Source organism: Clostridium sp. DL-VIII, assembly GCF_000230835.1.
Classification (GTDB): Bacteria; Bacillota; Clostridia; order Clostridiales; family Clostridiaceae; genus Clostridium.
In genome coordinates this window covers 438,420-461,505 of the sequence record NZ_CM001240.1, presented here as the reverse complement: position 1 = coordinate 461,505, position 23,086 = coordinate 438,420, and the positions used below count along the sequence as shown (strand labels likewise).

Annotated in this window: 28 protein-coding genes; all 28 read right to left on the bottom strand. The window is 33.8% G+C overall.

The window, feature by feature from the left end:
* Position 1 precedes the first annotated feature (1 nt).
* The 28 genes from secY to rpoB all read right to left on the bottom strand — a co-directional run bounded on the left by secY (position 2) and on the right by rpoB (position 23,050).
* Positions 2–1,288 (bottom strand): preprotein translocase subunit SecY, encoded by a 1,287-nt coding sequence (gene secY / locus CDLVIII_RS02235; RefSeq protein WP_009167832.1) that lies wholly within the window; start codon positions 1,286–1,288, stop codon positions 2–4.
* 1 nt (position 1,289) lies between these two features.
* Entirely contained in the window at positions 1,290–1,730 is a 441-nt protein-coding gene (gene rplO / locus CDLVIII_RS02230) for a 50S ribosomal protein L15 (protein WP_009167831.1), read from the bottom strand.
* Between the two features lie 20 nt (positions 1,731–1,750).
* The gene (gene rpmD / locus CDLVIII_RS02225; RefSeq protein ID WP_009167830.1) at positions 1,751–1,930 is read right to left on the bottom strand and encodes a 50S ribosomal protein L30; all 180 of its coding nucleotides are present in this window, start codon (positions 1,928–1,930) and stop codon (positions 1,751–1,753) included.
* An 11-nt stretch (positions 1,931–1,941) separates the two neighbouring features.
* Positions 1,942–2,439, bottom strand: coding sequence for a 30S ribosomal protein S5 (rpsE, locus tag CDLVIII_RS02220; RefSeq protein WP_009167829.1), 498 nt, complete (start codon positions 2,437–2,439; stop codon positions 1,942–1,944).
* Between the two features lie 19 nt (positions 2,440–2,458).
* Positions 2,459–2,818, bottom strand: coding sequence for a 50S ribosomal protein L18 (rplR, locus tag CDLVIII_RS02215; RefSeq protein ID WP_009167828.1), 360 nt, complete (start codon positions 2,816–2,818; stop codon positions 2,459–2,461).
* A gap of 18 nt (positions 2,819–2,836) precedes the next feature.
* Positions 2,837–3,379, bottom strand: coding sequence for a 50S ribosomal protein L6 (gene rplF / locus CDLVIII_RS02210; RefSeq protein WP_009167827.1), 543 nt, complete (start codon positions 3,377–3,379; stop codon positions 2,837–2,839).
* A 71-nt stretch (positions 3,380–3,450) separates the two neighbouring features.
* Entirely contained in the window at positions 3,451–3,849 is a 399-nt protein-coding gene (gene rpsH, locus CDLVIII_RS02205) for a 30S ribosomal protein S8 (protein WP_009167826.1), read from the bottom strand.
* A gap of 32 nt (positions 3,850–3,881) precedes the next feature.
* The gene (locus CDLVIII_RS02200) at positions 3,882–4,067 is read right to left on the bottom strand and encodes a type Z 30S ribosomal protein S14 (protein WP_009167825.1); all 186 of its coding nucleotides are present in this window, start codon (positions 4,065–4,067) and stop codon (positions 3,882–3,884) included.
* Positions 4,068–4,083: 16 nt separating this feature from the next.
* Positions 4,084–4,623, bottom strand: coding sequence for a 50S ribosomal protein L5 (gene rplE, locus CDLVIII_RS02195; protein ID WP_009167824.1), 540 nt, complete (start codon positions 4,621–4,623; stop codon positions 4,084–4,086).
* A gap of 22 nt (positions 4,624–4,645) precedes the next feature.
* Positions 4,646–4,960: a 50S ribosomal protein L24 gene (rplX, locus tag CDLVIII_RS02190; protein WP_009167823.1), complete on the bottom strand. Its 315-nt coding sequence runs from the start codon at positions 4,958–4,960 to the stop codon at positions 4,646–4,648.
* Positions 4,961–4,975: 15 nt separating this feature from the next.
* Complete coding sequence (gene rplN / locus CDLVIII_RS02185) at positions 4,976–5,344, bottom strand: 50S ribosomal protein L14 (protein WP_009167822.1); 369 nt, start codon at positions 5,342–5,344, stop codon at positions 4,976–4,978.
* A 28-nt stretch (positions 5,345–5,372) separates the two neighbouring features.
* The gene (gene rpsQ, locus CDLVIII_RS02180) at positions 5,373–5,627 is read right to left on the bottom strand and encodes a 30S ribosomal protein S17 (protein ID WP_009167821.1); all 255 of its coding nucleotides are present in this window, start codon (positions 5,625–5,627) and stop codon (positions 5,373–5,375) included.
* 23 nt (positions 5,628–5,650) lie between these two features.
* A complete protein-coding gene (rpmC, locus tag CDLVIII_RS02175) occupies positions 5,651–5,863 on the bottom strand; it encodes a 50S ribosomal protein L29 (protein ID WP_009167820.1) in 213 nt (70 codons plus the stop codon).
* Positions 5,863–6,297, bottom strand: a complete 435-nt coding sequence (gene rplP, locus CDLVIII_RS02170; protein WP_009167819.1) for a 50S ribosomal protein L16 — start codon at positions 6,295–6,297, stop codon at positions 5,863–5,865. Before rplP ends, rpmC begins: the two co-directional genes overlap by 1 nt.
* Before the next feature lie 17 nt (positions 6,298–6,314).
* Positions 6,315–6,980: a 30S ribosomal protein S3 gene (gene rpsC / locus CDLVIII_RS02165; RefSeq protein WP_009167818.1), complete on the bottom strand. Its 666-nt coding sequence runs from the start codon at positions 6,978–6,980 to the stop codon at positions 6,315–6,317.
* A 22-nt stretch (positions 6,981–7,002) separates the two neighbouring features.
* Positions 7,003–7,338, bottom strand: a complete 336-nt coding sequence (gene rplV / locus CDLVIII_RS02160; protein WP_009167817.1) for a 50S ribosomal protein L22 — start codon at positions 7,336–7,338, stop codon at positions 7,003–7,005.
* A gap of 20 nt (positions 7,339–7,358) precedes the next feature.
* Positions 7,359–7,634, bottom strand: coding sequence for a 30S ribosomal protein S19 (gene rpsS, locus CDLVIII_RS02155; protein ID WP_009167816.1), 276 nt, complete (start codon positions 7,632–7,634; stop codon positions 7,359–7,361).
* 65 nt (positions 7,635–7,699) lie between these two features.
* Positions 7,700–8,533: a 50S ribosomal protein L2 gene (gene rplB, locus CDLVIII_RS02150; RefSeq protein WP_009167815.1), complete on the bottom strand. Its 834-nt coding sequence runs from the start codon at positions 8,531–8,533 to the stop codon at positions 7,700–7,702.
* Positions 8,534–8,597: 64 nt separating this feature from the next.
* Positions 8,598–8,894: a 50S ribosomal protein L23 gene (gene rplW, locus CDLVIII_RS02145; RefSeq protein ID WP_009167814.1), complete on the bottom strand. Its 297-nt coding sequence runs from the start codon at positions 8,892–8,894 to the stop codon at positions 8,598–8,600.
* On the bottom strand, positions 8,894–9,514 hold the full coding sequence (rplD, locus tag CDLVIII_RS02140) for a 50S ribosomal protein L4 (protein ID WP_009167813.1): 621 nt from the start codon (positions 9,512–9,514) through the stop codon (positions 8,894–8,896). The genes rplW and rplD overlap by 1 nt, the downstream gene beginning before the upstream one ends.
* A 26-nt stretch (positions 9,515–9,540) precedes the next feature.
* The gene (gene rplC, locus CDLVIII_RS02135; protein WP_009167812.1) at positions 9,541–10,170 is read right to left on the bottom strand and encodes a 50S ribosomal protein L3; all 630 of its coding nucleotides are present in this window, start codon (positions 10,168–10,170) and stop codon (positions 9,541–9,543) included.
* Between the two features lie 75 nt (positions 10,171–10,245).
* Positions 10,246–10,554: a 30S ribosomal protein S10 gene (gene rpsJ, locus CDLVIII_RS02130; RefSeq protein ID WP_002582605.1), complete on the bottom strand. Its 309-nt coding sequence runs from the start codon at positions 10,552–10,554 to the stop codon at positions 10,246–10,248.
* Between the two features lie 446 nt (positions 10,555–11,000).
* Positions 11,001–12,194, bottom strand: coding sequence for an elongation factor Tu (tuf, locus tag CDLVIII_RS02125; RefSeq protein WP_009167811.1), 1,194 nt, complete (start codon positions 12,192–12,194; stop codon positions 11,001–11,003).
* 180 nt (positions 12,195–12,374) lie between these two features.
* Positions 12,375–14,441, bottom strand: coding sequence for an elongation factor G (fusA, locus tag CDLVIII_RS02120; RefSeq protein ID WP_009167810.1), 2,067 nt, complete (start codon positions 14,439–14,441; stop codon positions 12,375–12,377).
* 84 nt (positions 14,442–14,525) lie between these two features.
* Positions 14,526–14,996 carry a 30S ribosomal protein S7 gene (gene rpsG, locus CDLVIII_RS02115; protein WP_009167809.1) on the bottom strand — a complete coding sequence of 157 codons (471 nt, stop codon included), beginning with the start codon at positions 14,994–14,996 and terminating at the stop codon, positions 14,526–14,528.
* A 151-nt stretch (positions 14,997–15,147) separates the two neighbouring features.
* The gene (gene rpsL, locus CDLVIII_RS02110) at positions 15,148–15,525 is read right to left on the bottom strand and encodes a 30S ribosomal protein S12 (RefSeq protein WP_009167808.1); all 378 of its coding nucleotides are present in this window, start codon (positions 15,523–15,525) and stop codon (positions 15,148–15,150) included.
* 256 nt (positions 15,526–15,781) lie between these two features.
* Positions 15,782–19,318 (bottom strand): DNA-directed RNA polymerase subunit beta', encoded by a 3,537-nt coding sequence (gene rpoC, locus CDLVIII_RS02105; protein ID WP_009167807.1) that lies wholly within the window; start codon positions 19,316–19,318, stop codon positions 15,782–15,784.
* Between the two features lie 21 nt (positions 19,319–19,339).
* Positions 19,340–23,050: a DNA-directed RNA polymerase subunit beta gene (gene rpoB / locus CDLVIII_RS02100; RefSeq protein WP_009167806.1), complete on the bottom strand. Its 3,711-nt coding sequence runs from the start codon at positions 23,048–23,050 to the stop codon at positions 19,340–19,342.
* Positions 23,051–23,086 lie beyond the last annotated feature (36 nt).

Here is a 23,086-nt window from a genome sequence, read left to right as displayed (position 1 = left end):
TCTATTTAAGAAATCCTTTATAATGTCTAACTATCATTTGTGATTCTACTCTTCTCGTAAAATCTAATGCAACATTTATAACAATCAATAGTCCTGTTCCTGAAAAAGCTATATTTTGAAATTGTGTATAATTCTCTATAATCTTTGGAGTAACAGCTAAAATTGCAGCTAAAATTCCTCCAATAAAAGATACTCTATTCAAAACTCTTTCAAAAAATATTGTGGTCTCTTCTCCTGGTCTTACTCCTGGTACAAAACCTGCTGATTTATGAAGATTTTCAGACATTTCGTCAGGTTTAAAAGTAATTTGAGTATAGAACCAATTAAAAAATATTGTTAGTACTGCATATAATACCAAATACATCCAACTCTTAGAATTAAATATACTTGTATTATTAGTCAATATCCATTTTGCCCACTCTTTATCGCCACCGAACAGTGTTGCAATTGTCCTTGGAAAATCCATTACTGACATGGAAAATATAATTGCAAGAACGGCAGATCCTATTATACTTAATGGAATATGAGTCGATTGTGATTTTACCATATTACTATTTCCAGAGGAGAATTTGCCTGCATATTGTACAGTAACTCTTCTCTCTGATAAAGAGAAATATAGGATGGTTCCAAGTAAAAGCACAATAAACGCTCCAAATAATATAATTTCTACAATACTTGCACTCCCAGCTTCCTGCATTGTCATCATTGACCCAATTGTCATTGGAACTCTTGAAATTATATTAATGAATATCAAAATAGATGTTCCATTACCAATACCTTTAACTGTAATTTGGTCTCCAAGCCACATACAGAATGTTGTTCCAACTACTAACGCAAACACAATAATAAGCTTTTGCATTAAGTTTATCCCATTTGTAGCACCACTACTTGAGATTGTAGCTAGAATTCCATAAGCTAATATAAATGAAATTCCAAGAGATACATAACGCGTAGCGCTCTGTATCTTTTTCCTTCCTGTATCTCCCTCTTTTTGAAGTTGCTCCATTTGAGGTATAGCAACAGTTAATAGCTGCATTATAATTGATGCATTAATATATGGCATAACTCCTAATGCTAATATACTAGATCTACTAAAAGCACCTCCAGAAAGCATATCATAAAATCCTAATAAACCACCAGAATTTGATAGGTTTTTCAAATAATCAGAGTTAATTCCAGGAAGAGGAATATGACTTCCTAACCTGAAAGCTGCAACTAATAATATTGTCCATAGAATCTTTTTTCTAAGTTCAGGAACCTTGAATGCATTACGTAGAGTTTGAAGCACTTTACATCACCTCAACTTTTCCCCCAGCTGCCTCAATCTTTTCTATAGCAGACTTAGAGAACTTACATCCTTTAACTGTTAAGCTTTTTTCTAATGTCCCGTTTCCAAGAATCTTAACTCCATCTAATACTTTACTTACTACTCTTCTTTCAAGTAATACTTCTGGAGTAATTTCTGTACCATCTTCAAAAATATTTAATCTGTCAAGATTTATACTAACAATCTTCTTTGCAAAAATGTTAGTAAAACCTCTCTTAGGAAGTCTTCTATATAAAGGCATTTGACCACCTTCGAAACCAGGTCTTACACCACCGCCTGATCTTGCATTTTGGCCTTTTTCACCTTTACCAGCATTTCTTCCTAAGCCAGAACCAGTACCTCTACCAATTCTTTTAGGTGCTTTTTTGCTACCTTCTGCTGGTTTTAATTCGTGAAGTTTCATATTCAGTGCACCTCCTTATTCTATACTTCTTCTACTTTTAGTAGATATTCAATCTTTTTTATCATACCTTGTACTTGAGGTGTTGCCTCAGGTTCTACTATTTTACCTATTTTTTTAAGTCCAAGAGCATTTGCAGTAGCGATATGGTCCTTCTTTCTACCGATTAAGCTCTTTACTAATGTAACTCTTAATTTAGCCATTGCAATGCCTCCTAACCTAATATTTCTTCTACAGATTTGCCTCTTAATTTAGCTATATCTTCAGCTGTTCTTAAACTAGCTAATCCGTTTATTGTAGCACTTACCATGTTATTAGGATTGTTTGAGCCTAATGATTTAGCTCTAACATCCTTTAATCCAGCTAATTCAAGTACTGCTCTAGCTGGGCCTCCAGCGATAACTCCTGTACCTTCTTTAGCTGGCATAATTAGAACATTTGCAGTTCCAAATTTACCATTCACTTGGTGAGGAATTGTTGTTCCTACCATTGCAACACTTACTAAGTTTTTCTTAGCATCTTCTATTCCTTTTTTAATTGCTTCTGGGATTTCGATTGACTTACCCATTCCAACTCCAACGTGTCCGTTCTCATCACCGACAACAACTAGAGCGCTGAATCTGAAGTTTCTACCGCCCTTAACAACCTTAGTAACTCTGTTTATAAAAACAACCTTTTCTTTAAGGTCTAGTGTACTAGGATCGATTCTCATTTATTTCCCTCCTTGTTTATTAGAATTTCAAGCCTGCTTCTCTAGCTGCTTGTGCTAATTCTTGAATTCTTCCGTGATATATGTATCCGCCTCTATCAAATACCACTGCATCAATTCCTTTTTCTATAGCTCTCTTGGCAACAACTTCTCCAACAAGTTTAGCACCTTCTTTAGTTCCACCTTTAGCAGCAAAATCTTTGTCTAAACTTGAAGCAGCTACTAGTGTAACTCCATTTATATCATCAATAACTTGTGCATAAATATTCTTTTCACTCTTAAAAACTGAAAGTCTTGGTCTTTCTGCAGTACCAGAAACTTTTCTACGAACTCTAAGGTGACGCTTTTCTCTACCTGCTTTTTTGTCTACCTTTTTGAACATAAAACTCACTCCTTTCTATTATTTCTTACCAGTCTTACCTTCTTTACGTCTAATCACTTCGTTCTCATACTTAATACCTTTGCCCTTATATGGTTCTGGTACTCTCCATTTTCTTATATCTGCTGCTGCAAATCCAACTTTTTCTTTGTCGATTCCGCTAACTACTACTCTAGTTGCAGCTGGAGTTTCAAATGTGATTCCGTCAATAGGTTCAATTTCAACTGGATGTGAATATCCAAGGTTCATTACAAGTTTCTTTCCTTGTAATTGAGCTCTATAACCAACACCAACTAAATCTAAAGTTTTTTGGTAACCTTGCTTTACTCCAATTACCATATTATTAATTAATGCTCTTGTCAAACCGTGAAGAGCTCTGTGATCTTTTTGTTCACTATGTCTAGTAACAATTACTTCATTGTTTTCAACAGCTATACTAATATCTTTATGCATAGTCTTAACTAGCTCACCTTTTGGTCCCTTAACTGTAACAGCATTATCTGGTGTTACAGTAACAGTTACATCAGCAGGAATAGCTATTGGTAATCTACCTACTCTTGACATAATTGCACCTCCTGTATTATTTTAAAATTGCACTTTTCTACAATTCTACTTTGTTAAATTTATCTTAAATATTACCAAACGTAACAGATTACTTCTCCGCCTAATCCGTTCTTTCTTGCTTCTCTATCTACCATTATTCCATTTGAAGTTGAAACAACAGCAACACCTAATCCATTAAGAACCTTTGGTACTTCATCTTTCTTACAATAAACTCTTAATCCTGGCTTAGAAATTCTCTTAATACCAGTTATAACTCTTTCTTTGTTTGCTCCATATTTAAGAGATAATCTTAACATTGGAACAACTCCATCATTATATTCATTTATTTCTTTTATATAACCCTCTTGTAATAATATATTTGCAATTTCCTTCTTTACATTTGAAGAAGGTACTTCTACCACTTCATGTCTTACAGCATTAGCATTTCTTACACGAGTTAATAAATCTGCTATAGGATCTGTCATAACCATTTAATGTGCCTCCTTTCGTTACATTGTATCTATTACCAACTTGCTTTTCTACAACCTGGAATTTCGCCCTTATAAGCAAGTTCTCTAAAACAAATACGGCATACTCCATATTTTTTTAACACAGCATGTGGTCTTCCACATATTCTGCATCTTGTATAAGCTCTTGTTTTATATTTAGGAGTTTTGCTCCACTTTTCAATAATAGCCTTACGTGCCAATGTGTTTCCCTCCTTATTATTGAGCGAATGGCATTCCAAGGAATCTTAATAATTCCCTAGCTTCTTCGTCAGTGTTTGCTGTAGTAACGAAGATTATATCCATTCCTCTTACCTTATCTATTTTATCATATTCTATTTCTGGGAATATTAATTGTTCTTTGATTCCTAATGAATAATTTCCTCTACCATCAAAAGCCTTACTAGAAACTCCTCTGAAATCTCTAACTCTTGGTAATGCAATACTCATTAGTTTATCTGCAAATTCAAACATTTGAGCTTTTCTTAGAGTAACCTTACATCCTAATGGCATGTTTTCTCTAATTTTAAAGTTAGCTACAGATTTCTTTGCTCTTGTCAATATAGGCTTTTGACCTGCTATTAAAGTCAAATCATTAACAGCTGATTCTAAGACCTTTTGATTTTCTTTAGCTTCTCCAACTCCCATATTGATTACAATCTTTTCTAACTTTGGAACTTCCATTATGTTTTTATATCCGAACTTTTCAATCATAGCTGGAATTACTTCTTTTTGATATTTTTCTTGAAGTCTTGTCATATTAGTTACCTCCTTTCAAAGTTTAGAATGTTTCTCCACACTTCTTGCATTTTCTAACTTTAGTGCCGTCAGCTAAAATCTCATTTTGGATTCTAGTTGCATTCTTACATTTGTTACAATATAACATAACTTTTGAGCTGCTGATAGCTGCTTCTTTTTCAATTATAGCGCTTTCAACTTGACCCTTATTAGCTTTTTGATGTTTCTTTACTATATTAACTCCTTGAACAAGAACCTTTCCTGTCTTTGGATACGCTTTTAATATTTCGCCAGTTTTGCCTTTATCTTTTCCTGATATAACAATAACTGTATCATTCTTTCTTACATGTATCTTCAAGTTGGCCACCTCCTCTTATAGAACTTCTGGTGCTAATGATAGAATTTTATTAAATTCTTTATCTCTTAGCTCCCTAGCAACAGGTCCAAAGATACGAGTTCCTTTTGGTTGCTTATCATCTTTGATTATAACTGCTGCGTTTTCATCAAATTTAATATATGAACCATCTGCTCTTCTTACACCTTTTACTGATCTAACTACAACTGCCTTTACGACTTCACCTTTTTTAACAACTCCACCTGGTGTTGCACTTTTAACGCTAGCTACTATAATATCACCGATATTACCAAACTTTCTTTTAGATCCGCCTAAGACTCTGATACACATAATTTCTTTTGCACCTGAATTATCCGCAACCTTTAATAAGGTTTGTTGTTGTATCATTAAATTACCCTCCTTTCAGTTTTACAGCCTATTTAGCCTTTTCAACTATTTCAACAAGTCTCCATCTCTTATCTTTAGATAAAGGTCTAGTTTCCATTATTGATACTCTATCGTTAATTTTAGCTTCATTATTTTCATCATGTACTTTAAACTTTGTAGTTCTATTAACTGTTTTTCCATATAACGGATGTCTAACTTTAGTTTCAACAGCAACTACAATAGTCTTTTCCATTTTATCAGAAACAACCCTACCAATTCTTCTTTTTCTTAATGATCTTTCCATTAGGGCTTACCTCCTTCCAACTTTTATTGTTCCAATGCTTTTAATTCTTCTTCTCTTAAGATGGTTTTTATTTGGGCTATAGATTTCTTAACTTCTCTTATTCTCATTGGATTTTCTAATTGTCCTGTAGCTAATTGAAATCTCAAGTTAAATAATTCAGCTTTAAGATCTCCTAACTTAACTGTTAAGTCTTGAGGATTGCTTGATTTCAATTCTTTTAATTCTCTAGCCTTCATTATTCTTCACCACCCATTTCCTCAAAATCTCTTTTTGAAACAAATTTTGTCTTTACAGGAAGTTTGTGTGAAGCAAGTCTCATTGCTTCTCTTGCAGTTTCTTCTGGTACTCCTGATAATTCAAATAGTACCCTACCTGGCTTAACTACTGCAACCCAGTATTCTGGTGATCCTTTACCTGAACCCATTCTTGTTTCAGCTGGTTTTTCTGTAACTGGCTTATCTGGGAAAATCTTTATCCAAAGTTTTCCACCTCTTTTAATGTATCTATTGATAGCAATTCTGGCAGATTCAATTTGATTACTTGTTATCCATGCACAAGATAGTGCTTGAATTCCGTAATCGCCATAAGCTAAGAAATTACCTCTTGTTGCTTTACCTTTCATTCTGCCACGTTGCACCTTACGATGTTTTACCCTCTTAGGCATTAACATGATCTATTCCTCCTTTCCTATGCGTTAGCCTCTTCCTTTTCTACTTTCTTAGTTGGAAGAACTTCTCCATTATAAACCCAAACCTTAACTCCAATTTTTCCATATGTTGTATCTGCTTCTGCAAATCCATAATCGATATCAGCTCTTAATGTTTGTAGTGGAATTGTTCCTTCATGGTAGTGTTCAGTTCTTGCAATTTCAGCTCCACCTAATCTACCAGAACATGCAGTCTTTACACCTTTAATTCCATGTTTCATAGCTCTTTGCATTGTTTGCTTCATAGCTCTTCTGAATGAAATTCTTTTTTCTAATTGTGCAGCAATATTTTCAGCCATTAATTGAGCATCAGCTTCTGCACTCTTTACTTCTACTATGTTTATTAAAACATTTTTACCTTCAATGAATTGAGTTAATTTATTTTTTAAACTCTCAATCCCTGATCCACCTTTGCCTATGATGACACCTGGCTTTGCTGTATATATGTTTAATTTAACTCTCTTAGCAGCTCTTTCAATTTCTATTTTAGAAATACCTGCTGCAAAAAGTTCTTTTTTTACAAATTTTCTAATTCTGTTATCTTCAACAAGATTATCAGCAAAATTCTTCTTATTAGCATACCATTTTGCATCCCATCCCTTGATAACGCCTACTCTAAGGCCGTGAGGATTTACTTTTTGACCCACTTGCTTTTCCCTCCTTTATTTACTAAGCTCTTTCTTTAACAACTACTGTTATATTGCTTGTTTTCTTTAATATTTTGAATGCTCTACCTTGAGCATGAGGTTGGAATCTCTTTAATGTTGATCCTTGACCAACGAAGCATTCTGAAACATATAAGTTATCAGCATTTAATTCTAAATTATTTTCTGCATTTGCAACAGCTGATTTTAAAACCTTATTTATTACTACTGCTGCTTCTCTTGGAGTATATTGTAAAATAGCAAAAGCTTCATTAACTTGTTTTCCTCTTATTAAATCAAGAATTACTCCTACCTTTGTTGGAGACATTCTGATATATTTTGCTATAGCTCTAGCTTCCATTTATGATCCTCCTTTCCAGGCTATCTTTTTGATGTTTTATCTGCGTCATGACCTTTATAAGTTCTAGTTAATACAAATTCACCTAACTTATGGCCAACCATATCTTCTGATATATATACTGGTACATGCTTTCTTCCATCATGAACAGCTATTGTGTGTCCAATGAATTGTGGGAAAATTGTTGAACTTCTTGACCAAGTTTTAACAACCTTTTTTTCTCCATTACCATTCATTTCTTCTATCTTCTTGAAAAGACCTTCATGAACAAAAGGTGCTTTCTTTGTTGATCTACTCACTAATATGCCTCCCTTCCTAAGCACTAAGTCCTAAGTTATGAAGAGAACTTACTATTCTCCTCAAACTACTTAGCTCTTCTATCTTTGATAATAAATTTATCTGAATACTTCTTAGTTTTTCTAGTTTTGTATCCAAGTGCTGGTTTACCCCAAGGAGTAACTGGACTTGGTCTACCTACTGGTGACTTACCTTCACCACCACCATGAGGGTGATCATTAGGGTTCATTACAGATCCTCTAACTGTTGGTCTCCATCCCATATGTCTCTTTCTTCCTGCTTTACCGATATTAACGATATCGTTAGTTGCATTAGAAAGTGTTCCGATAGTAGCTCTACATTCGATTCTTACATATCTCATTTCACCTGATGGTAATCTAAGAGTTGCATAATCTCCTTCTTTAGCCATTAATTGAGCTGAATTTCCTGCTGCTCTAACTAATTGACCACCTTTTCCTTTTTGTAACTCTATGTTATGAATAACTGTACCAACTGGTATATTCTTTAATGGAAGAGCATTACCTGGTTTGATATCAGCATTTGCTCCTGATTCAACCACATCCCCAACCTTTAATCCTGCTGGTGCAAGGATATATCTCTTTTCTCCATCACTATATACAAGAAGTGCAATATATGCTGTTCTATTTGGATCGTATTCTATAGTTGCAACCTTTGCTGAAACTGCATCTTTATTTCTTTTAAAATCTATTATTCTGTATTTTCTCTTAACAGTACCACCACGATGTCTAACAGTGATTTTACCTTGATTATTTCTACCCGCTTTAGTTTTTAATGCAACAAGAAGTGACTTTTCTGGCTCTTGTGAAGTTATTTCTTCAAAAGTTGGCATAGTCATTTGTCTTCTTGATGGTGTAATCGGGTTAAATTTTTTAACTGCCATTTAAAATTCCCTCCTTCTTTAAGCTTCTCTGGTGATCCTCACCAATAATGGCTTTATTGAAATACTATTGCATTCCTTCGAAGAATTCAATTCCATTGCTTTCTTCTGTTAATGTAACAACAGCCTTCTTATAATCTGCTCTCTTTCCTACATGTACGCCCATTCTTTTAGTTTTCCCTATACCGTTAATAGTGTTGATAGATTCAACTTTAACGTTGAAAACTTCTTCCACAGCTCTCTTTATTTGAGATTTATTAGCATCAACATGAACTATGAAAGTGTACTTCTTTTCGGCCATAGACGCCATACTCTTTTCAGTTATAATTGGCTTTCTTATTATATCATGGCTTGTTAACTTCATTATGCGTACACCTCCTCAATTTTTGATACAGCATCTTTTGTAATGATTAATTTTTCATATTTTAATAAATCATATACATTGATGTTGTTTGCTGGAATAATGCTTATTCCTTGAATATTTCTTGCTGACTTATAAACAACTTCGTTTGACTCTGCTGTTATAATTAATGCTTTATTAGCTTCTAATGCTTTTAACATTTCAACTACATTTTTAGTTTTTGGTGCTTCAAAATTTAGTGAATCAAGAACTATCATTTGATTATCTTGAACCTTGCTAGTTAAAGCAGATTTCATAGCAACCTTTCTCATACTCTTTGGAACTGAAACTCTGTAATCTCTTGGCTTTGGTGCGAATACAATACCACCTTTGATCCATTGTGGTGCTCTGATAGAACCTTGTCTTGCTCTTCCAGTACCCTTTTGTCTCCAAGGCTTAATTCCGCCACCTCTAACTTCAGATCTAGTTTTAGTTGATTGAGTCCCTTGTCTCTTGTTAGCTAATAATGCTACTACAACTTGATGTAATGCATATTCGTTAACTTCTGCTGCAAATACGCTTTCGTTTAATTCCATATCTGCAACTTTCTTTCCTTCTTTATTAAATACTCCTACTGTAGGCATTTTATTTCCTCCTTTCTTCAAAGAAATTAAGCTCTAACTGTGTCTTTAATTACTACTGTACCTTTGTTAGGTCCTGGGATTCCACCCTTAATTAGTATTAAATTCTTTTCAGCTATTACTTTTACAACTTCTAAATTAAGTACTGTTGTATTAACAGATCCCATATGTCCTGGCATTCTCTTGTTTTTGAATGTTCTAGATGGATCTGATGAAGCTCCCATTGAACCTGGTGCTCTTTTAAATTTAGAACCATGAGTCATATCTCCTGTATGTTGATTCCATCTCTTTATAGCTCCTTGGAAACCCTTTCCTTTAGAAACTGCAGACACGTCAATTTTTTCTCCTGCTTCAAATACATCAGCCTTTATTTCGTTACCAACTTCATATTGACTTATATCATCAAGTCTGAATTCTTTAAGAGTTCTTCTTAATGTAGCTCCAGCCTTAGCAAAATGACCTTTCTTTGGCTTATTAGCTAACTTTTCTCTAATTTCATCGAAACCAACTTGTATTGCTTCATAACCATCATTTTCTAATGTTTTCTTTTGAACAACAACACATGGGCCAGCTTCTACTACTGTTACAGGAACCACCTTACCATTTTCATCAAAGATTTGTGTCATTCCTATTTTCTTTCCTATTATAGCTTTTTTCATGTATTTACACCTCCCAAACTAATTAGCGGACTGTTAACAATCATAACTAGCCGTTTTTTATATTATTTCCAAGCATTATAGTTTGATTTCTATATCAACACCTGCTGGAAGATTTAATCTCATTAATGCATCAACAGTTTTTGGTGATGGATTAACAATATCGATTAATCTCTTATGAGTTCTTATTTCAAATTGTTCTCTTGAATCTTTGTACTTATGAACTGCTCTTAAGATTGTAACAACATCTTTTTCAGTAGGTAGTGGCACTGGACCTACAACCTTAGCTCCTGATGTTTTAGCAGTTTCAACAATTTTTTCTGCTGATTGATCTAATATTGTGTGATCAAAAGCTTTTAATCTAATTCTTATTTTTTGCTTTGACATTTCATTTCCCTCCTTCTTTATGTACGTTTTACTTCTAACGCACAACAGCGGTTGTTCTGTAAACTGTTCCAGGTGTTTCATAATTCCACAACAGCTCACCGATTCCCTGTCGTCGGATTCTAGATCCAAACTTACTCATCAAGAATTACCCGGAAGTCCGGCAACCTCCTGATTCATCGCTGTATGCTATGCAACTTCTTAATTATACTATTGTTGTATAGTCTTTTCAAGCTTTTTTTCATATTTTCTCAACTTTTTGTTTTTTAATATTATTTTTTTGCTGGATTTATAATTTTAATCTCATTTTCACACAATTCAATTACTAATTTATTATTTTATTCTCTATATAAGATTAATCATTTCATATAGAATTTTTTATAGAATAAAAGCAAGGATTAATTCCTTGCTTTTATCTATAAAAATTAAATGTAAATCATTTAATTCTATTATTCTACTATCTTAGTAACAACTCCAGAACCTACAGTTCTTCCACCTTCTCTGATAGCGAATCTTAATCCTTCATCCATTGCTATTGGTGTGATTAATTCAACATTCATGTCGATATGATCTCCAGGCATTACCATTTCCATTCCATCTGGTAATTTGATTGATCCTGTAACGTCTGTTGTTCTGAAATAGAATTGTGGTCTATATCCATCAAAGAATGGTGTATGTCTTCCACCTTCTTCTTTTTTAAGTACGTATACTTGACCTACAAACTTAGTGTGTGGATGTACTGAATTTGGTACTGCTAATACTTGACCTCTTTCGATATCAGTTCTTTGCACACCTCTTAATAATGCTCCGATATTATCTCCTGCTTGCGCTTCGTCCAATAACTTTCTGAACATTTCGATTCCAGTTACTACAACCTTCTTCTTTTCTTCTGTTAATCCAACGATTTCTACTTCGTCTCCTACATGAAGTACTCCAGCTTCAACTCTTCCTGTTGCAACTGTTCCTCTTCCTGTAATTGTGAAGACATCTTCGATTGGCATTAAGAATGCTTTATCTGTTGCTCTTTCTGGAGTTGGGATATAGCTATCTACTGCTTCCATTAAGTCCATTATTGGCTTAATTGCTTCTTCATCTGTTGGGTTTTCTAATGCTTTTAATGCTGATCCTGTTATTACTGGAATATCATCTCCTGGGAAGTCATATTCACTTAATAATTCTCTTACTTCCATTTCAACTAATTCTAATAATTCTGGATCATCTACCATATCTGCTTTATTTAAGAATACTACTATATATTGGATTCCTACTCTTGATCCTAATAGTATATGTTCTCTTGTTTGTGGCATTGGACCATCTGCTGCCGATACAACTAAGATTGCTCCATCCATTTGTGCTGCTCCTGTAATCATGTTCTTAACATAGTCAGCATGCCCTGGACAGTCAACGTGCGCATAATGTCTGTTTTCTGTTTGATATTCAACGTGCGCTGTATTGATTGTGATTCCTCTTTCTTTTTCTTCTGGAGCCTTATCAATATCTGCATAGTTAAATGCTTCTGCAAATCCTTTATTTGCTAATACTGTTGTGATTGCTGCTGTTAATGTTGTCTTACCGTGGTCTACGTGACCTATTGTTCCAATATTAACATGTGGCTTACTTCTTTCATACTTTGCTTTTGCCATTATAATTTTCCTCCCTTATATAGACATTAATTTAAAGAATCTTTTCGTAAATATTATAACTTATAGATATTTTAATATCCATATTTATTATTCAAGTTTTCCACCATATTATATAAAAATAATTCAAATAAGATTTATTTTACATCATTTGAAAATAATATGGCAAAATTACATTTTTTATTATTTAGATCTTTCACCAGCTATTTGTTCTTGAATATTCTTTGGTACTTCTTCATAATGATCGAATACCATTGAATAAACTCCTCTACCTTGAGTTCTAGATCTTAAAGATGTAGCATATCCAAACATTTCTGATAATGGAACAAACGCTCTAATAACTTGAGCTCCATTAACAGCTTCCATTCCTTCCATTCTACCTCTTCTTGAGTTGATGTCTCCAATAACATCTCCCATATATTCTTCTGGAACTGTTACTTCAACTTTCATCATTGGTTCAAGAAGTGCTGGATTTGCTTTAGCCATAGCATTCTTAAATGCCATAGATCCTGCTATCTTAAATGCCATTTCTGATGAATCGACTTCATGGTATGAACCATGAACTAATTTCACCTTAAAGTTAATAACATTATATCCTGCTATTATACCACTTAAAGCTGCTTCTTTTATACCTGCATCAATAGCTGGTATGTATTCTTTAGGAATAGCTCCACCTACAACAGCATTTTCAAATACATACTCTCCTTCAGTTGGTTCCATTTCAATTACAGCGTGACCGTATTGTCCTTTACCACCTGATTGTTTAGCATATTTTGCTTCAGCTTTAACAGCATTTCTAATTGTTTCTTTGTATGCAACTTGAGGAGCTCCAACATTACATTCAACTTTAAATTCTCTTTGAAGTCTATCAACGATTATTTCTAGGTGAAGTTCTCCCATACCTGCAATAATTGTTTGACCTGTTTCTGTATCAGTCCAAGTCTTAAAAGTAGGATCTTCTTCTGCTAACTTAGCTAATGCCATTCCCATCTTTTCTTGAGCATCTTTTGTCTTTGGCTCAATAGCTACATTAATAACTGGTTCTGGGAATTCCATTGCTTCAAGTATTATTGGATTGTTTTCTGCACATAAAGTATCACCTGTTGTAGTGTTCTTTAATCCAATTACTGCTCCAATTTCTCCAGCTTCTAATGATTCAACTTCTGATCTTGAATTTGAATGCATCTTAACAAGTCTACCGATTCTTTCTTTCTTACCTTTTGTTGAGTTAAGAACATATGAACCACTTTGCATTACACCTGAATATATTCTTGTGAATGCTAACTTACCAACAAATGGGTCAGTCGCAATCTTAAATGCTAAAGCTGATAAAGGTTCAGAGTCTGAAGAATTTCTATGATCTTCTTCTCCATCTAATGTTGTTCCTTTTATTGCAGGAACATCTAATGGTGATGGTAAGTAATCTACAACTCCATCAATCATTTCTTGAACACCTTTGTTTTTGTATGAAGAACCACAAATACAAGGATATATTTCATTAGCAATTGTAGCTTTTCTTAAAGCAATTTTTAATTCTTCAATTGAAAGTTCTTCACCTTCTAAATATTTTTCCATTAATTCTTCATCTGTTTCAGCAATAGCTTCTATCATTGCACTTCTATATTCTTCAGCTTGCTCAACATATTCAGCAGGAATTTCTTCTTCTCTCATATCTTTTCCAAGATCATCATAGAATATAAAAGCAACATTTTTTATAAGATCAACCATTCCTTTGAAGCCTTGTTCACTACCTATTGGAATTTGAATTGGAACTGCATTAGCTTTTAATCTATCTTTAACTGTTTGAATACATCTAAAGAAATCAGCACCTGTTGCATCCATTTTATTTACATATATCATTCTTGGTACACCATACTTATCTGCCTGTCTCCAAACAGTTTCAGTTTGTGGTTCAACTCCACTCTTAGCATCAAGAACTGTAACAGCTCCATCAAGTACTCTTAATGATCTTTCAACTTCAACCGTAAAGTCTACGTGACCAGGAGTATCTATAATATTAAGTTCATGTTCTTTCCAGAAACATGAAGTTGCTGCTGAGGTAATTGTTATACCTCTTTCTTGTTCTTGAACCATCCAGTCCATTGTAGCTTCACCATCATGAACTTCCCCTATTTTATGACTCACTCCTGTATAGAATAATATACGTTCAGTTGTTGTTGTCTTACCAGCATCAATATGAGCCATTATACCGAAATTACGGAACTTTTCTAAAGGATATTTTCTAGCCATTTATTTGTCCTCCTCTCAATGAGTAAATTTAATTTAATTTGACAAAACTGCCTTAGCATAAGCCAAAACAGTTTTATATATATATTAGTATCTGTAATGAGCAAATGCTTTATTAGCTTCTGCCATCTTATGAGTATCTTCTCTCTTCTTAACAGCTGCTCCTGTATTATTAGATGCATCTAATAATTCACCAGCAACTCTTTCGCTCATTAGCTTTTCGCCTCTTTTTCTTGCTGCTATTAACATCCATCTTATTCCTAATGTCTGTCTTCTTTCTGGTCTAACTTCGATTGGAACTTGATAAGTAGCACCACCTATTCTTCTAGCTTTAACTTCTAGTAATGGCATTACATTGTTCATAGCATCCTCAAAAACTTCTAAAGCTTCTTTTCCGCTTCTTTGAGCTATTAATTCAAATGCATCGTAGCATATTTTTTGGGCAACACCCTTTTTACCATCTTCCATTATACTATTTATAAATTTAGTAACAACTTTTGAATTGTACACTGGATCTGGTAATACATCTCTTTTTGCAATATGTCCTTTTCTTGGCACTTTTCTTCCCTCCTTAACATTTTAAATTTAAGTTCATCGGTACTCGGTATTATTACTTTACCGCAAAGTGCTACACTTCTTACATCTATATAAACTTAAGTTAAAATCTATAATTTCTGTTGAAGATAAGCACTACTCTTAGTTAAAAAGCCTATTTTTGTTTAGGTTTTTTAGCACCGTACTTTGATCTTCCTTGTAATCTGTTAGCTACTCCAGCGCAGTCTAATGCACCTCTTACAATATGGTATCTAACACCAGGAAGGTCCTTAACTCTTCCACCTCTTATAAGAACAACACTATGTTCTTGTAAGTTGTGACCTACTCCACCAATATATGCAGTTACTTCAAATCCATTTGTTAATCTAACCCTTGCAATTTTTCTTAACGCTGAGTTAGGCTTCTTAGGAGTTGTTGTTTTAACTACTGTACATACCCCTCTTTTTTGAGGACACTCTTTAAGTGCTGGTGCAGTTGATTTAACTACTGCTGATTTTCTGCCTTTTCTTACTAATTGGCTAATAGTTGGCATTTTTTCACCTCCTGAAATTCATTTATCTATCTTTAAATTAAGATAAAAGCTAATTTATTATATAACACTCATATATAATATGTTATATATTCTTATTAATTATGTCTAAACTCCAAATATAAATTAATATCTTTATTATAAGTTATCAATTCAATCACTAAATGCTCATATGAAATTCATTTGTGTGATTTTATATTTAAAATCACACAAATTGTATTTTATCATTTTACCTTATACATGTCAATATAATTAAATTCTATTCCTCAGCTGTTTCTGCAATGCTTTCTTCAACTAATTCACTGTCTTTCTCTATATTCAATGCTCTATATCTCATCATTCCAGTACCAGCAGGAATCAGCTTACCAATTATTACATTTTCCTTTAATCCAACTAATGGATCAACTTTTCCTTTAATTGCTGCTTCTGTTAAAACTCTTGTTGTCTCTTGGAATGATGCTGCTGATAAGAAACTATCTGTCGCTAAAGCTGCTTTAGTTATACCTAATAAGGTTTCTTCTCCCTTAGCTTCTTCTCCACCGAATTCTCTAACTCTGGCATTCTCTTCGTAAAAATTAAACATATCAATCATTGTTCCAGGTAATAAATCTGTATCTCCTGATTCAAGAACTTTTATCTTTCTAGTCATTTGTCTAACAACTACTTCTAAGTGCTTATCATTGATATCAACACCTTGTAATCTATAAACTTTTTGAACTTCTGAAAGCAAATACCTTCTTGCTCCATCTATACCCTTTATGCTCATTATATCGTGAGGATTTACTGAACCTTCTGTTACTTCGTCTCCAGCTTCAATAACATCATTATCACTCACATTTAATCTTGAACCAAATGGTATATCATAGCTACGTTCTTCCCCTTCTGGACTCATAACTATTACCGTTCTCTTTTTCTTTGTTTCTTCTATTCTAACACTACCTGCAATTTCACTTACTATTGCAAGACCTTTTGGCTTTCTAGCTTCAAATAACTCTTCAACTCTAGGTAAACCTTGAGTTATATCTGCTCCAGCAACTCCACCTGTATGGAATGTTCTCATTGTAAGCTGAGTTCCTGGTTCTCCGATAGATTGAGCAGCTATAATACCTACTGCTTCTCCTATATCAATCTTCTTAGCAGTTGCCATGTTCATACCATAACATCTAGAGCAAACACCAACTTTACAGCTACAAGTGAACACAGATCTGATTTTTACTTTCTTAATTCCTGCCGAAACTATCTTATCTGCAGCATACGGATCCATATATTCATTCTTTGAATGCAACACTTCTCCACTATTAGGGTCAACAATATCCTCTGCTGAGTATCTACCAATTAATCTTTCTCTTAATTCTTCGATAACTTCATTTCCTTCTTTTATTTCACTTACAACTATTCCTTCATCTGTACCACAATCTTCTTCTCTTACAATAACATCTTGTGATACATCAACAAGTCTTCTTGTTAAATATCCTGAATCGGCAGTTTTTAAAGCTGTATCAGCATTACCTTTTCTAGCACCATGTGTAGATGAGAAGTACTCTAGAACATCTAATCCTTCTTTAAATGACGCTCTAATAGGTAACTCGATTATCTTACCTGATGGACTCGCCATAAGTCCTCTCATTCCTGCTAATTGCTTAATTTGTGACTTAGAACCTCTGGCTCCAGAGTCAGCCATCATGTATATTGGATTGAATTTATCAAGACTATCCATTAATGCATTAGCTACATCTTCAGTAGTTTGAGTCCATTTTTCTATAACTCTTTCATATCTTTCATCATTAGATATGAATCCTCTTTTATACATTTTCTCAATTTTTTCAACAGTTTCATCTGCTTCTTTAAGTAGATCATATTTAGCGTCTGGAACTATTATATCTGAGGAAGCAACTGTCACAGCTCCAATTGATGAATAATGATAACCTAATGCCTTAATATTATCAAGCATTATAGATGTCTTTACTGGACCATGTTTCATATAACATTGATCTATTATCTTTCCTAGAGATTTCTTTGTAACTAAGAAGTCTACTTCTAAATCAAACATTTCGTCTTCATTTTCTCTATTAACTAAGCCTAAATTTTGTGGAATTGATTCATTAAATATAATCTTTCCAACAGTAGTCTTAATTATCTTAGACTTAATTTCACCATTCACTTTCTTAGTCATTCTAACGTTAATTGCAGCATGTATATTAATAGCCTTAACTTCATATGCCATTATCGCTTCTTCTTGACTAGAAAAAGTCATCCCAGCACCCTTAGCATTGTCTTTATCCATAGTTAAATAATATGAACCAAGAACCATATCTTGAGTAGGCACACAAACTGGTTTACCATCTGATGGTTTTAAAATGTTTGTTGCTGCCAACATCAAGAATCTAGCTTCCGCTTGCGCTTCCACCGATAATGGAAGATGGACAGCCATTTGATCTCCATCAAAATCGGCATTATAAGCTGTACATGCTAATGGATGAAGTTTGATTGCTCTACCTTCTACTAATACTGGTTGGAATGCTTGAATACCAAGTCTGTGTAATGTAGGTGCACGGTTAAGCAATACTGGATGATCTGCAATTACTTCTTCTAATACATCCCATACTTGTGGTAACACTCTTTCTACCATTCTCTTAGCACTCTTTATATTGTGCGCTATTCCATCTTGTACTAGCTTCTTCATTACAAACGGCTTAAATAACTCTATAGCCATTTCTTTAGGAAGCCCGCATTGATACATCTTTAATTCTGGTCCAACTACAATAACTGATCTACCAGAATAGTCAACTCTCTTACCAAGTAAGTTTTGTCTAAATCTACCTTGCTTACCCTTTAACATATCCGAAAGTGATTTTAAAGGTCTATTTCCTGGACCAGTTACAGGTCTTCCTCTTCTACCATTATCAATAAGTGCATCTACTGCTTCTTGAAGCATTCTTTTTTCATTTCTTACTATGATATCTGGAGCACCTAAATCCAATAGTTTCTTTAATCTATTATTTCTATTTATTACTCTTCGATATAGATCATTTAAGTCAGATGTTGCAAATCTACCACCATCCAATTGAACCATTGGTCTTAAATCTGGTGGTATTACTGGTATTACATTAATCACCATCCATTGTGGATCATTTCCTGATTTTCTAAATGATTCTACAACCTCTAATCTTCTTATGATTCTTACTTTCTTCTGTCCTGTACTTTGCTTAAGCTCTTCTTTTAATTCCTTTGATCCAACTTCTAGATCAATTTCAGCAAGTAGCTCTTGAATCGCTTCTGCTCCCATTCCTGCTACAAAGCTTTCATCACCATATTTATCTACAGCTTCTCTATATTCCTTTTCATTAAGAAGTTGTTTCTTTAATAGTGGTGTTTCTTTTGGATCTATTACTATATAAGATGCAAAATATAAGACTTTTTCTAAAGCTCTTGGTGACATGTCTAAGATTAATCCCATTCTTGATGGAATTCCTTTAAAGTACCAAATATGAGATACAGGGGCAGCTAATTCTATATGCCCCATTCTTTCTCTTCTTACCTTAGCTTTTGTGACTTCAACTCCGCATCTGTCACAAACTATCCCTTTATATCTTACTCTTTTATACTTTCCACAGTGACATTCCCAATCTTTCATTGGTCCAAAGATTCTTTCACAGAATAAACCATCTCTTTCAGGTTTTAAAGTTCTGTAATTAATTGTTTCAGGCTTCTTAACTTCTCCTCTTGACCATTGCCTTATTTGTTCTGGAGATGCTAAGCCAATTTGTATTGCATCAAAATTATTTAATTCAAACAAGGGTAAATCCTCCCTTCAAAATTAGTGTTCATCATTAAAATCATCTAGTTCTAATTCAGTTTCAAGATCAGCTATATCAACGCTTTCGTCATAATCAATTTCATCTATATCATCATCTCTGTTTTGATCATAACTATCGTCATCTAGTACTTCCGGCTCAGGCACCATCATTTCATCAGCACCTTCTATATTAACTTCTAAATTAGCCATATCTTCATCTACAAATTCTTTTAAAGTTACTTCTTCATGCGAGTCATCTAACACTTTAATGTCTAGGCATAAAGCTTGAAGTTCTTTAATAAGAACCTTAAATGATTCCGGAACTCCTGGTTCAGGTATATTTTCACCTTTAACTATAGCTTCATATGTTTTAACTCTACCTACAACATCATCTGATTTAACAGTTAAGATTTCTTGTAGTGTATGTGCTGCTCCATATGCTTCTAACGCCCAAACTTCCATTTCACCAAATCTTTGACCACCAAATTGAGCTTTACCTCCTAAAGGTTGTTGCGTAACTAATGAATAAGGTCCTGTAGATCTAGCATGTATCTTATCATCTACCAAATGGTGCAATTTTAAGATATACATTATACCAACAGTTACAGGATTATCAAATGGTTCTCCTGTTCTACCATCATACAATATAGTTTTAGCATTTGCATTAAATCCAGCCTTTATTAAACATTCTGTAATCTCATCTTGAGTTGCTCCATCAAAAACTGGTGTAGCAATATGCCAGCCTAGATGACTAGCTGCCCATCCTAAATGTACTTCAAGTACCTGCCCTATATTCATACGTGAAGGTACTCCAAGTGGATTTAAGCATATTTGAAGTGGTCTACCATCTGGTAAGAACGGCATATCTTCTTCTGGTAATATTCTAGATATAACACCCTTATTACCATGACGTCCTGCCATTTTATCTCCAACTGAAATCTTTCTTTTTTGCGCAATATAGCATCTTACAAGTTCATTTACTCCAGGATTTAACTCATCCCCATTTTCCCTTGTAAATACTTTTATATCAACTATTATTCCAGCTTCTCCATGAGGAACTCTTAAAGAAGTATCTCTAACTTCTCTAGCTTTTTCTCCAAAGATTGCTCTTAATAGTCTTTCTTCTGCTGTAAGTTCAGTCTCTCCCTTTGGTGTTACTTTACCAACAAGTATATCTCCCGATCTTACTTCTGCACCTATTCGTATGATACCTCTGTCATCTACATCTTTAAGGGCATCATCACTTACATTTGGTATATCTCTTGTAATTTCTTCAGGCCCAAGTTTTGTATCCCTAGCTTCACATTCATATTCTTCTATATGCATGGATGTAAAGATATCTTCTCTAACTAACTCTTCAGAAATTAGCATGGCATCTTCGTAATTGTAACCTTCCCAAGTTATGAATCCCATTCTTATGTTTTTACCTAGAGCAATTTCCCCTAAGTCTGTCGATGGTCCATCTGCAATTACTTGATTCTTATATACTATCTCACCTGTATCCACTATAGGTCTTTGATTTATACAAGTTCCTGAGTTACTTCTCTTAAACTTTAATAATTTGTAAATATCAGTTCCACCATCGGAATCTCTTTTGATTCTGATTTCGGCTCCTGATACATACGTAACAACACCTGCATTTTTAGCCTTTGGCAATACTCCAGAATCTACAGCTGCCTTGTATTCTATTCCTGTTCCAACAATCGGTGCTTGTGGATTCAATAATGGAACAGCTTGACGTTGCATGTTTGATCCCATAAGCGCTCTTGTAGCATCATCATTTTCAAGGAATGGAATCATAGCTGTTGCCACTGATACCATTTGTCTTGCAGATACGTCTATTAAATCAACTTCATTAGCTGGAACAACCAAAACATCTTCCAAATGCCTTACTGTAACTCTTTTTTCTATGAAATAGCCATTTTCATCCATCGGTTGCTTGGCTTGAGCAATCAGACATTGATCTTCTTCATCTGCAGTGAAATATCTTATTTCCTCTGTAGCTCTTGCATTTTCTTTATCTACAATTCTATATGGTGTTTCAATAAACCCATACTCATTAACTTTTGCAAAAGTTGCTAATGAATTAATAAGTCCTATATTTGGACCTTCAGGTGTTTCAATTGGACACATTCTACCATAATGAGAATGGTGAACGTCTCTAACTTCGAAACCAGCTCTTTCTCTAGAAAGACCTCCTGGCCCTAAGGCAGATAATCTTCTTTTATGTGTTAATTCTGACAAAGGATTAGTTTGATCCATGAATTGCGATAATTGCGAACTACCAAAGAATTCTTTAATAGCCGCTGCTACTGGTCTTATGTTAATTAACATTTGAGGAGTTATTGCTTCTTGGTCCTGAATAGTCATTCTTTCCTTAACTACTCTTTCCATTCTAGATAAACCAATTCTAAATTGATTTTGTAGTAATTCTCCTACAGATCTTAATCTTCTATTTCCTAAGTGATCTATATCATCAACATAACCTATTCCATAAGCTAAACCTAATTCATAGCTTATAGTAGCAAATATATCATCTTTGATAATATGTTTCGGAATAAGTCTACTGATATTTTTCTTTATTTCCTCTTTAATAGTTTCTTCATCTGAAAAATTATCTAATATTTCTCTTAATGTAGGATAATGAACTAATTCCTTTACTTTCAAATCTGAAACATCAAAAGAAACTTGCTTCTTTAAGTCTACAAAATTGTTACTAATAACTCTTACAACTTTGTCTTCAACTAATACATCAACTGATTTAATACCTGCATTTTGAATATCTTCAGCCATCAATCTGCTTATTTTTTGTCCTTTTTCCACCATAATTTCACCAGTTTGTGGATTAACTATGTCAGATGCAGCTATTTGATTAGCGATTCGTAAATTTAACGCAAGTTTTTTATTAAATTTATATCTACCAACTCTAGATAAATCGTATCTTTTTGCATCAAAGAATAATGTATCGATTAAAGATATAGCACTATCGACTGTTGGTGGTTCCCCTGGTCTTAATCTCTTATATATTTCAAGTAATGCTTCTTCTTTAGTCTTAGTATTATCCTTTTCTATTGAAGCTCTAAATCTTTCTTCTTCGCCAAAGAAATCCAACAGTTCTTGATCACTGCCCAATCCCATGGCTCTTGCTAAAATAGTAATTGATAACTTTCTAGTTTTATCGATCCTTACATAAATTACATCGTTAGAATCTGTTTCGTATTCTAACCATGCACCTCTATTAGGAATTACAGTTGATGAATATAACTTTTTACCACTCTTGTCTATAGAGTAATTATAATATACTCCTGGAGATCTTACTAATTGACTTACTATAACTCTTTCAGCACCATTAATTACAAAGGTACCTTGCTCTGTCATCAATGGGAAATCTCCCATAAACACTTCTTGTTCTTTAATTTCACCAGTTTCATTATTTTGTAATCTAATTGAAACTTTCAATGGTGCCGCATAAGTTGCATCTCTTTCCTTACATTCTTCGACAGAATACTTGATATTTTCCATATCAAGCTTATAATCTACGAACTCTAGTACTAAATTTCCTGTGAAGTTTGTGATAGGATTAATATCATCAAATACTTCATGCAACCCTTCTCTTAAAAACCATTCATATGAATCTAATTGTACCTCAATTAAATTCGGCATTTCGGTAACATCATTAACCTTACCAAAACTCATTCTTGTTCTTTTTCCAACTTGGACAGGATGTACCATGAATTTTCACCCCTTAGTATAAAATAAACTAAAATA

Excerpts from the sequence above, each read along its gene's own strand:
- rpoB (WP_009167806.1), bottom strand. The coding sequence starts at position 23,050 with ATGGTACATCCTGTCCAAGTTGGAAAAAGAACAAGAATGAGTTTTGGT.
- rpmD (WP_009167830.1), bottom strand. The coding sequence starts at position 1,930 with ATGGCTAAATTAAGAGTTACATTAGTAAAGAGCTTAATCGGTAGAAAG.
- rplD (WP_009167813.1), bottom strand. The coding sequence starts at position 9,514 with ATGCCTACAGTAGGAGTATTTAATAAAGAAGGAAAGAAAGTTGCAGAT.
- rplN (WP_009167822.1), bottom strand. The coding sequence starts at position 5,344 with ATGATACAACAACAAACCTTATTAAAGGTTGCGGATAATTCAGGTGCA.
- rplO (WP_009167831.1), bottom strand. The coding sequence starts at position 1,730 with ATGAAACTTCACGAATTAAAACCAGCAGAAGGTAGCAAAAAAGCACCT.
- tuf (WP_009167811.1), bottom strand. The coding sequence starts at position 12,194 with ATGGCAAAAGCAAAGTATGAAAGAAGTAAGCCACATGTTAATATTGGA.
- rpmC (WP_009167820.1), bottom strand. The coding sequence starts at position 5,863 with ATGAAGGCTAGAGAATTAAAAGAATTGAAATCAAGCAATCCTCAAGAC.
- rpsJ (WP_002582605.1), bottom strand. The coding sequence starts at position 10,554 with ATGTCAAAGCAAAAAATAAGAATTAGATTAAAAGCTTTTGATCACACA.
- rplC (WP_009167812.1), bottom strand. The coding sequence starts at position 10,170 with ATGAAAAAAGCTATAATAGGAAAGAAAATAGGAATGACACAAATCTTT.
- rplF (WP_009167827.1), bottom strand. The coding sequence starts at position 3,379 with ATGTCAAGAGTAGGTAGATTACCAATAGCTATTCCTGCTGATGTAACT.
- rpsL (WP_009167808.1), bottom strand. The coding sequence starts at position 15,525 with ATGCCAACTATTAGCCAATTAGTAAGAAAAGGCAGAAAATCAGCAGTA.
- fusA (WP_009167810.1), bottom strand. The coding sequence starts at position 14,441 with ATGGCTAGAAAATATCCTTTAGAAAAGTTCCGTAATTTCGGTATAATG.
- rpsQ (WP_009167821.1), bottom strand. The coding sequence starts at position 5,627 with ATGGAAAGATCATTAAGAAAAAGAAGAATTGGTAGGGTTGTTTCTGAT.
- rplP (WP_009167819.1), bottom strand. The coding sequence starts at position 6,297 with ATGTTAATGCCTAAGAGGGTAAAACATCGTAAGGTGCAACGTGGCAGA.
- rplV (WP_009167817.1), bottom strand. The coding sequence starts at position 7,338 with ATGGAAGCTAGAGCTATAGCAAAATATATCAGAATGTCTCCAACAAAG.
- rplB (WP_009167815.1), bottom strand. The coding sequence starts at position 8,533 with ATGGCAGTTAAAAAATTTAACCCGATTACACCATCAAGAAGACAAATG.
- rpsH (WP_009167826.1), bottom strand. The coding sequence starts at position 3,849 with ATGGTTATGACAGATCCTATAGCAGATTTATTAACTCGTGTAAGAAAT.
- rplE (WP_009167824.1), bottom strand. The coding sequence starts at position 4,623 with ATGACAAGACTTCAAGAAAAATATCAAAAAGAAGTAATTCCAGCTATG.
- rpsE (WP_009167829.1), bottom strand. The coding sequence starts at position 2,439 with ATGAGAATCGATCCTAGTACACTAGACCTTAAAGAAAAGGTTGTTTTT.
- rplW (WP_009167814.1), bottom strand. The coding sequence starts at position 8,894 with ATGAAGTTAACAAGCCATGATATAATAAGAAAGCCAATTATAACTGAA.
- rplR (WP_009167828.1), bottom strand. The coding sequence starts at position 2,818 with ATGTTCAAAAAGGTAGACAAAAAAGCAGGTAGAGAAAAGCGTCACCTT.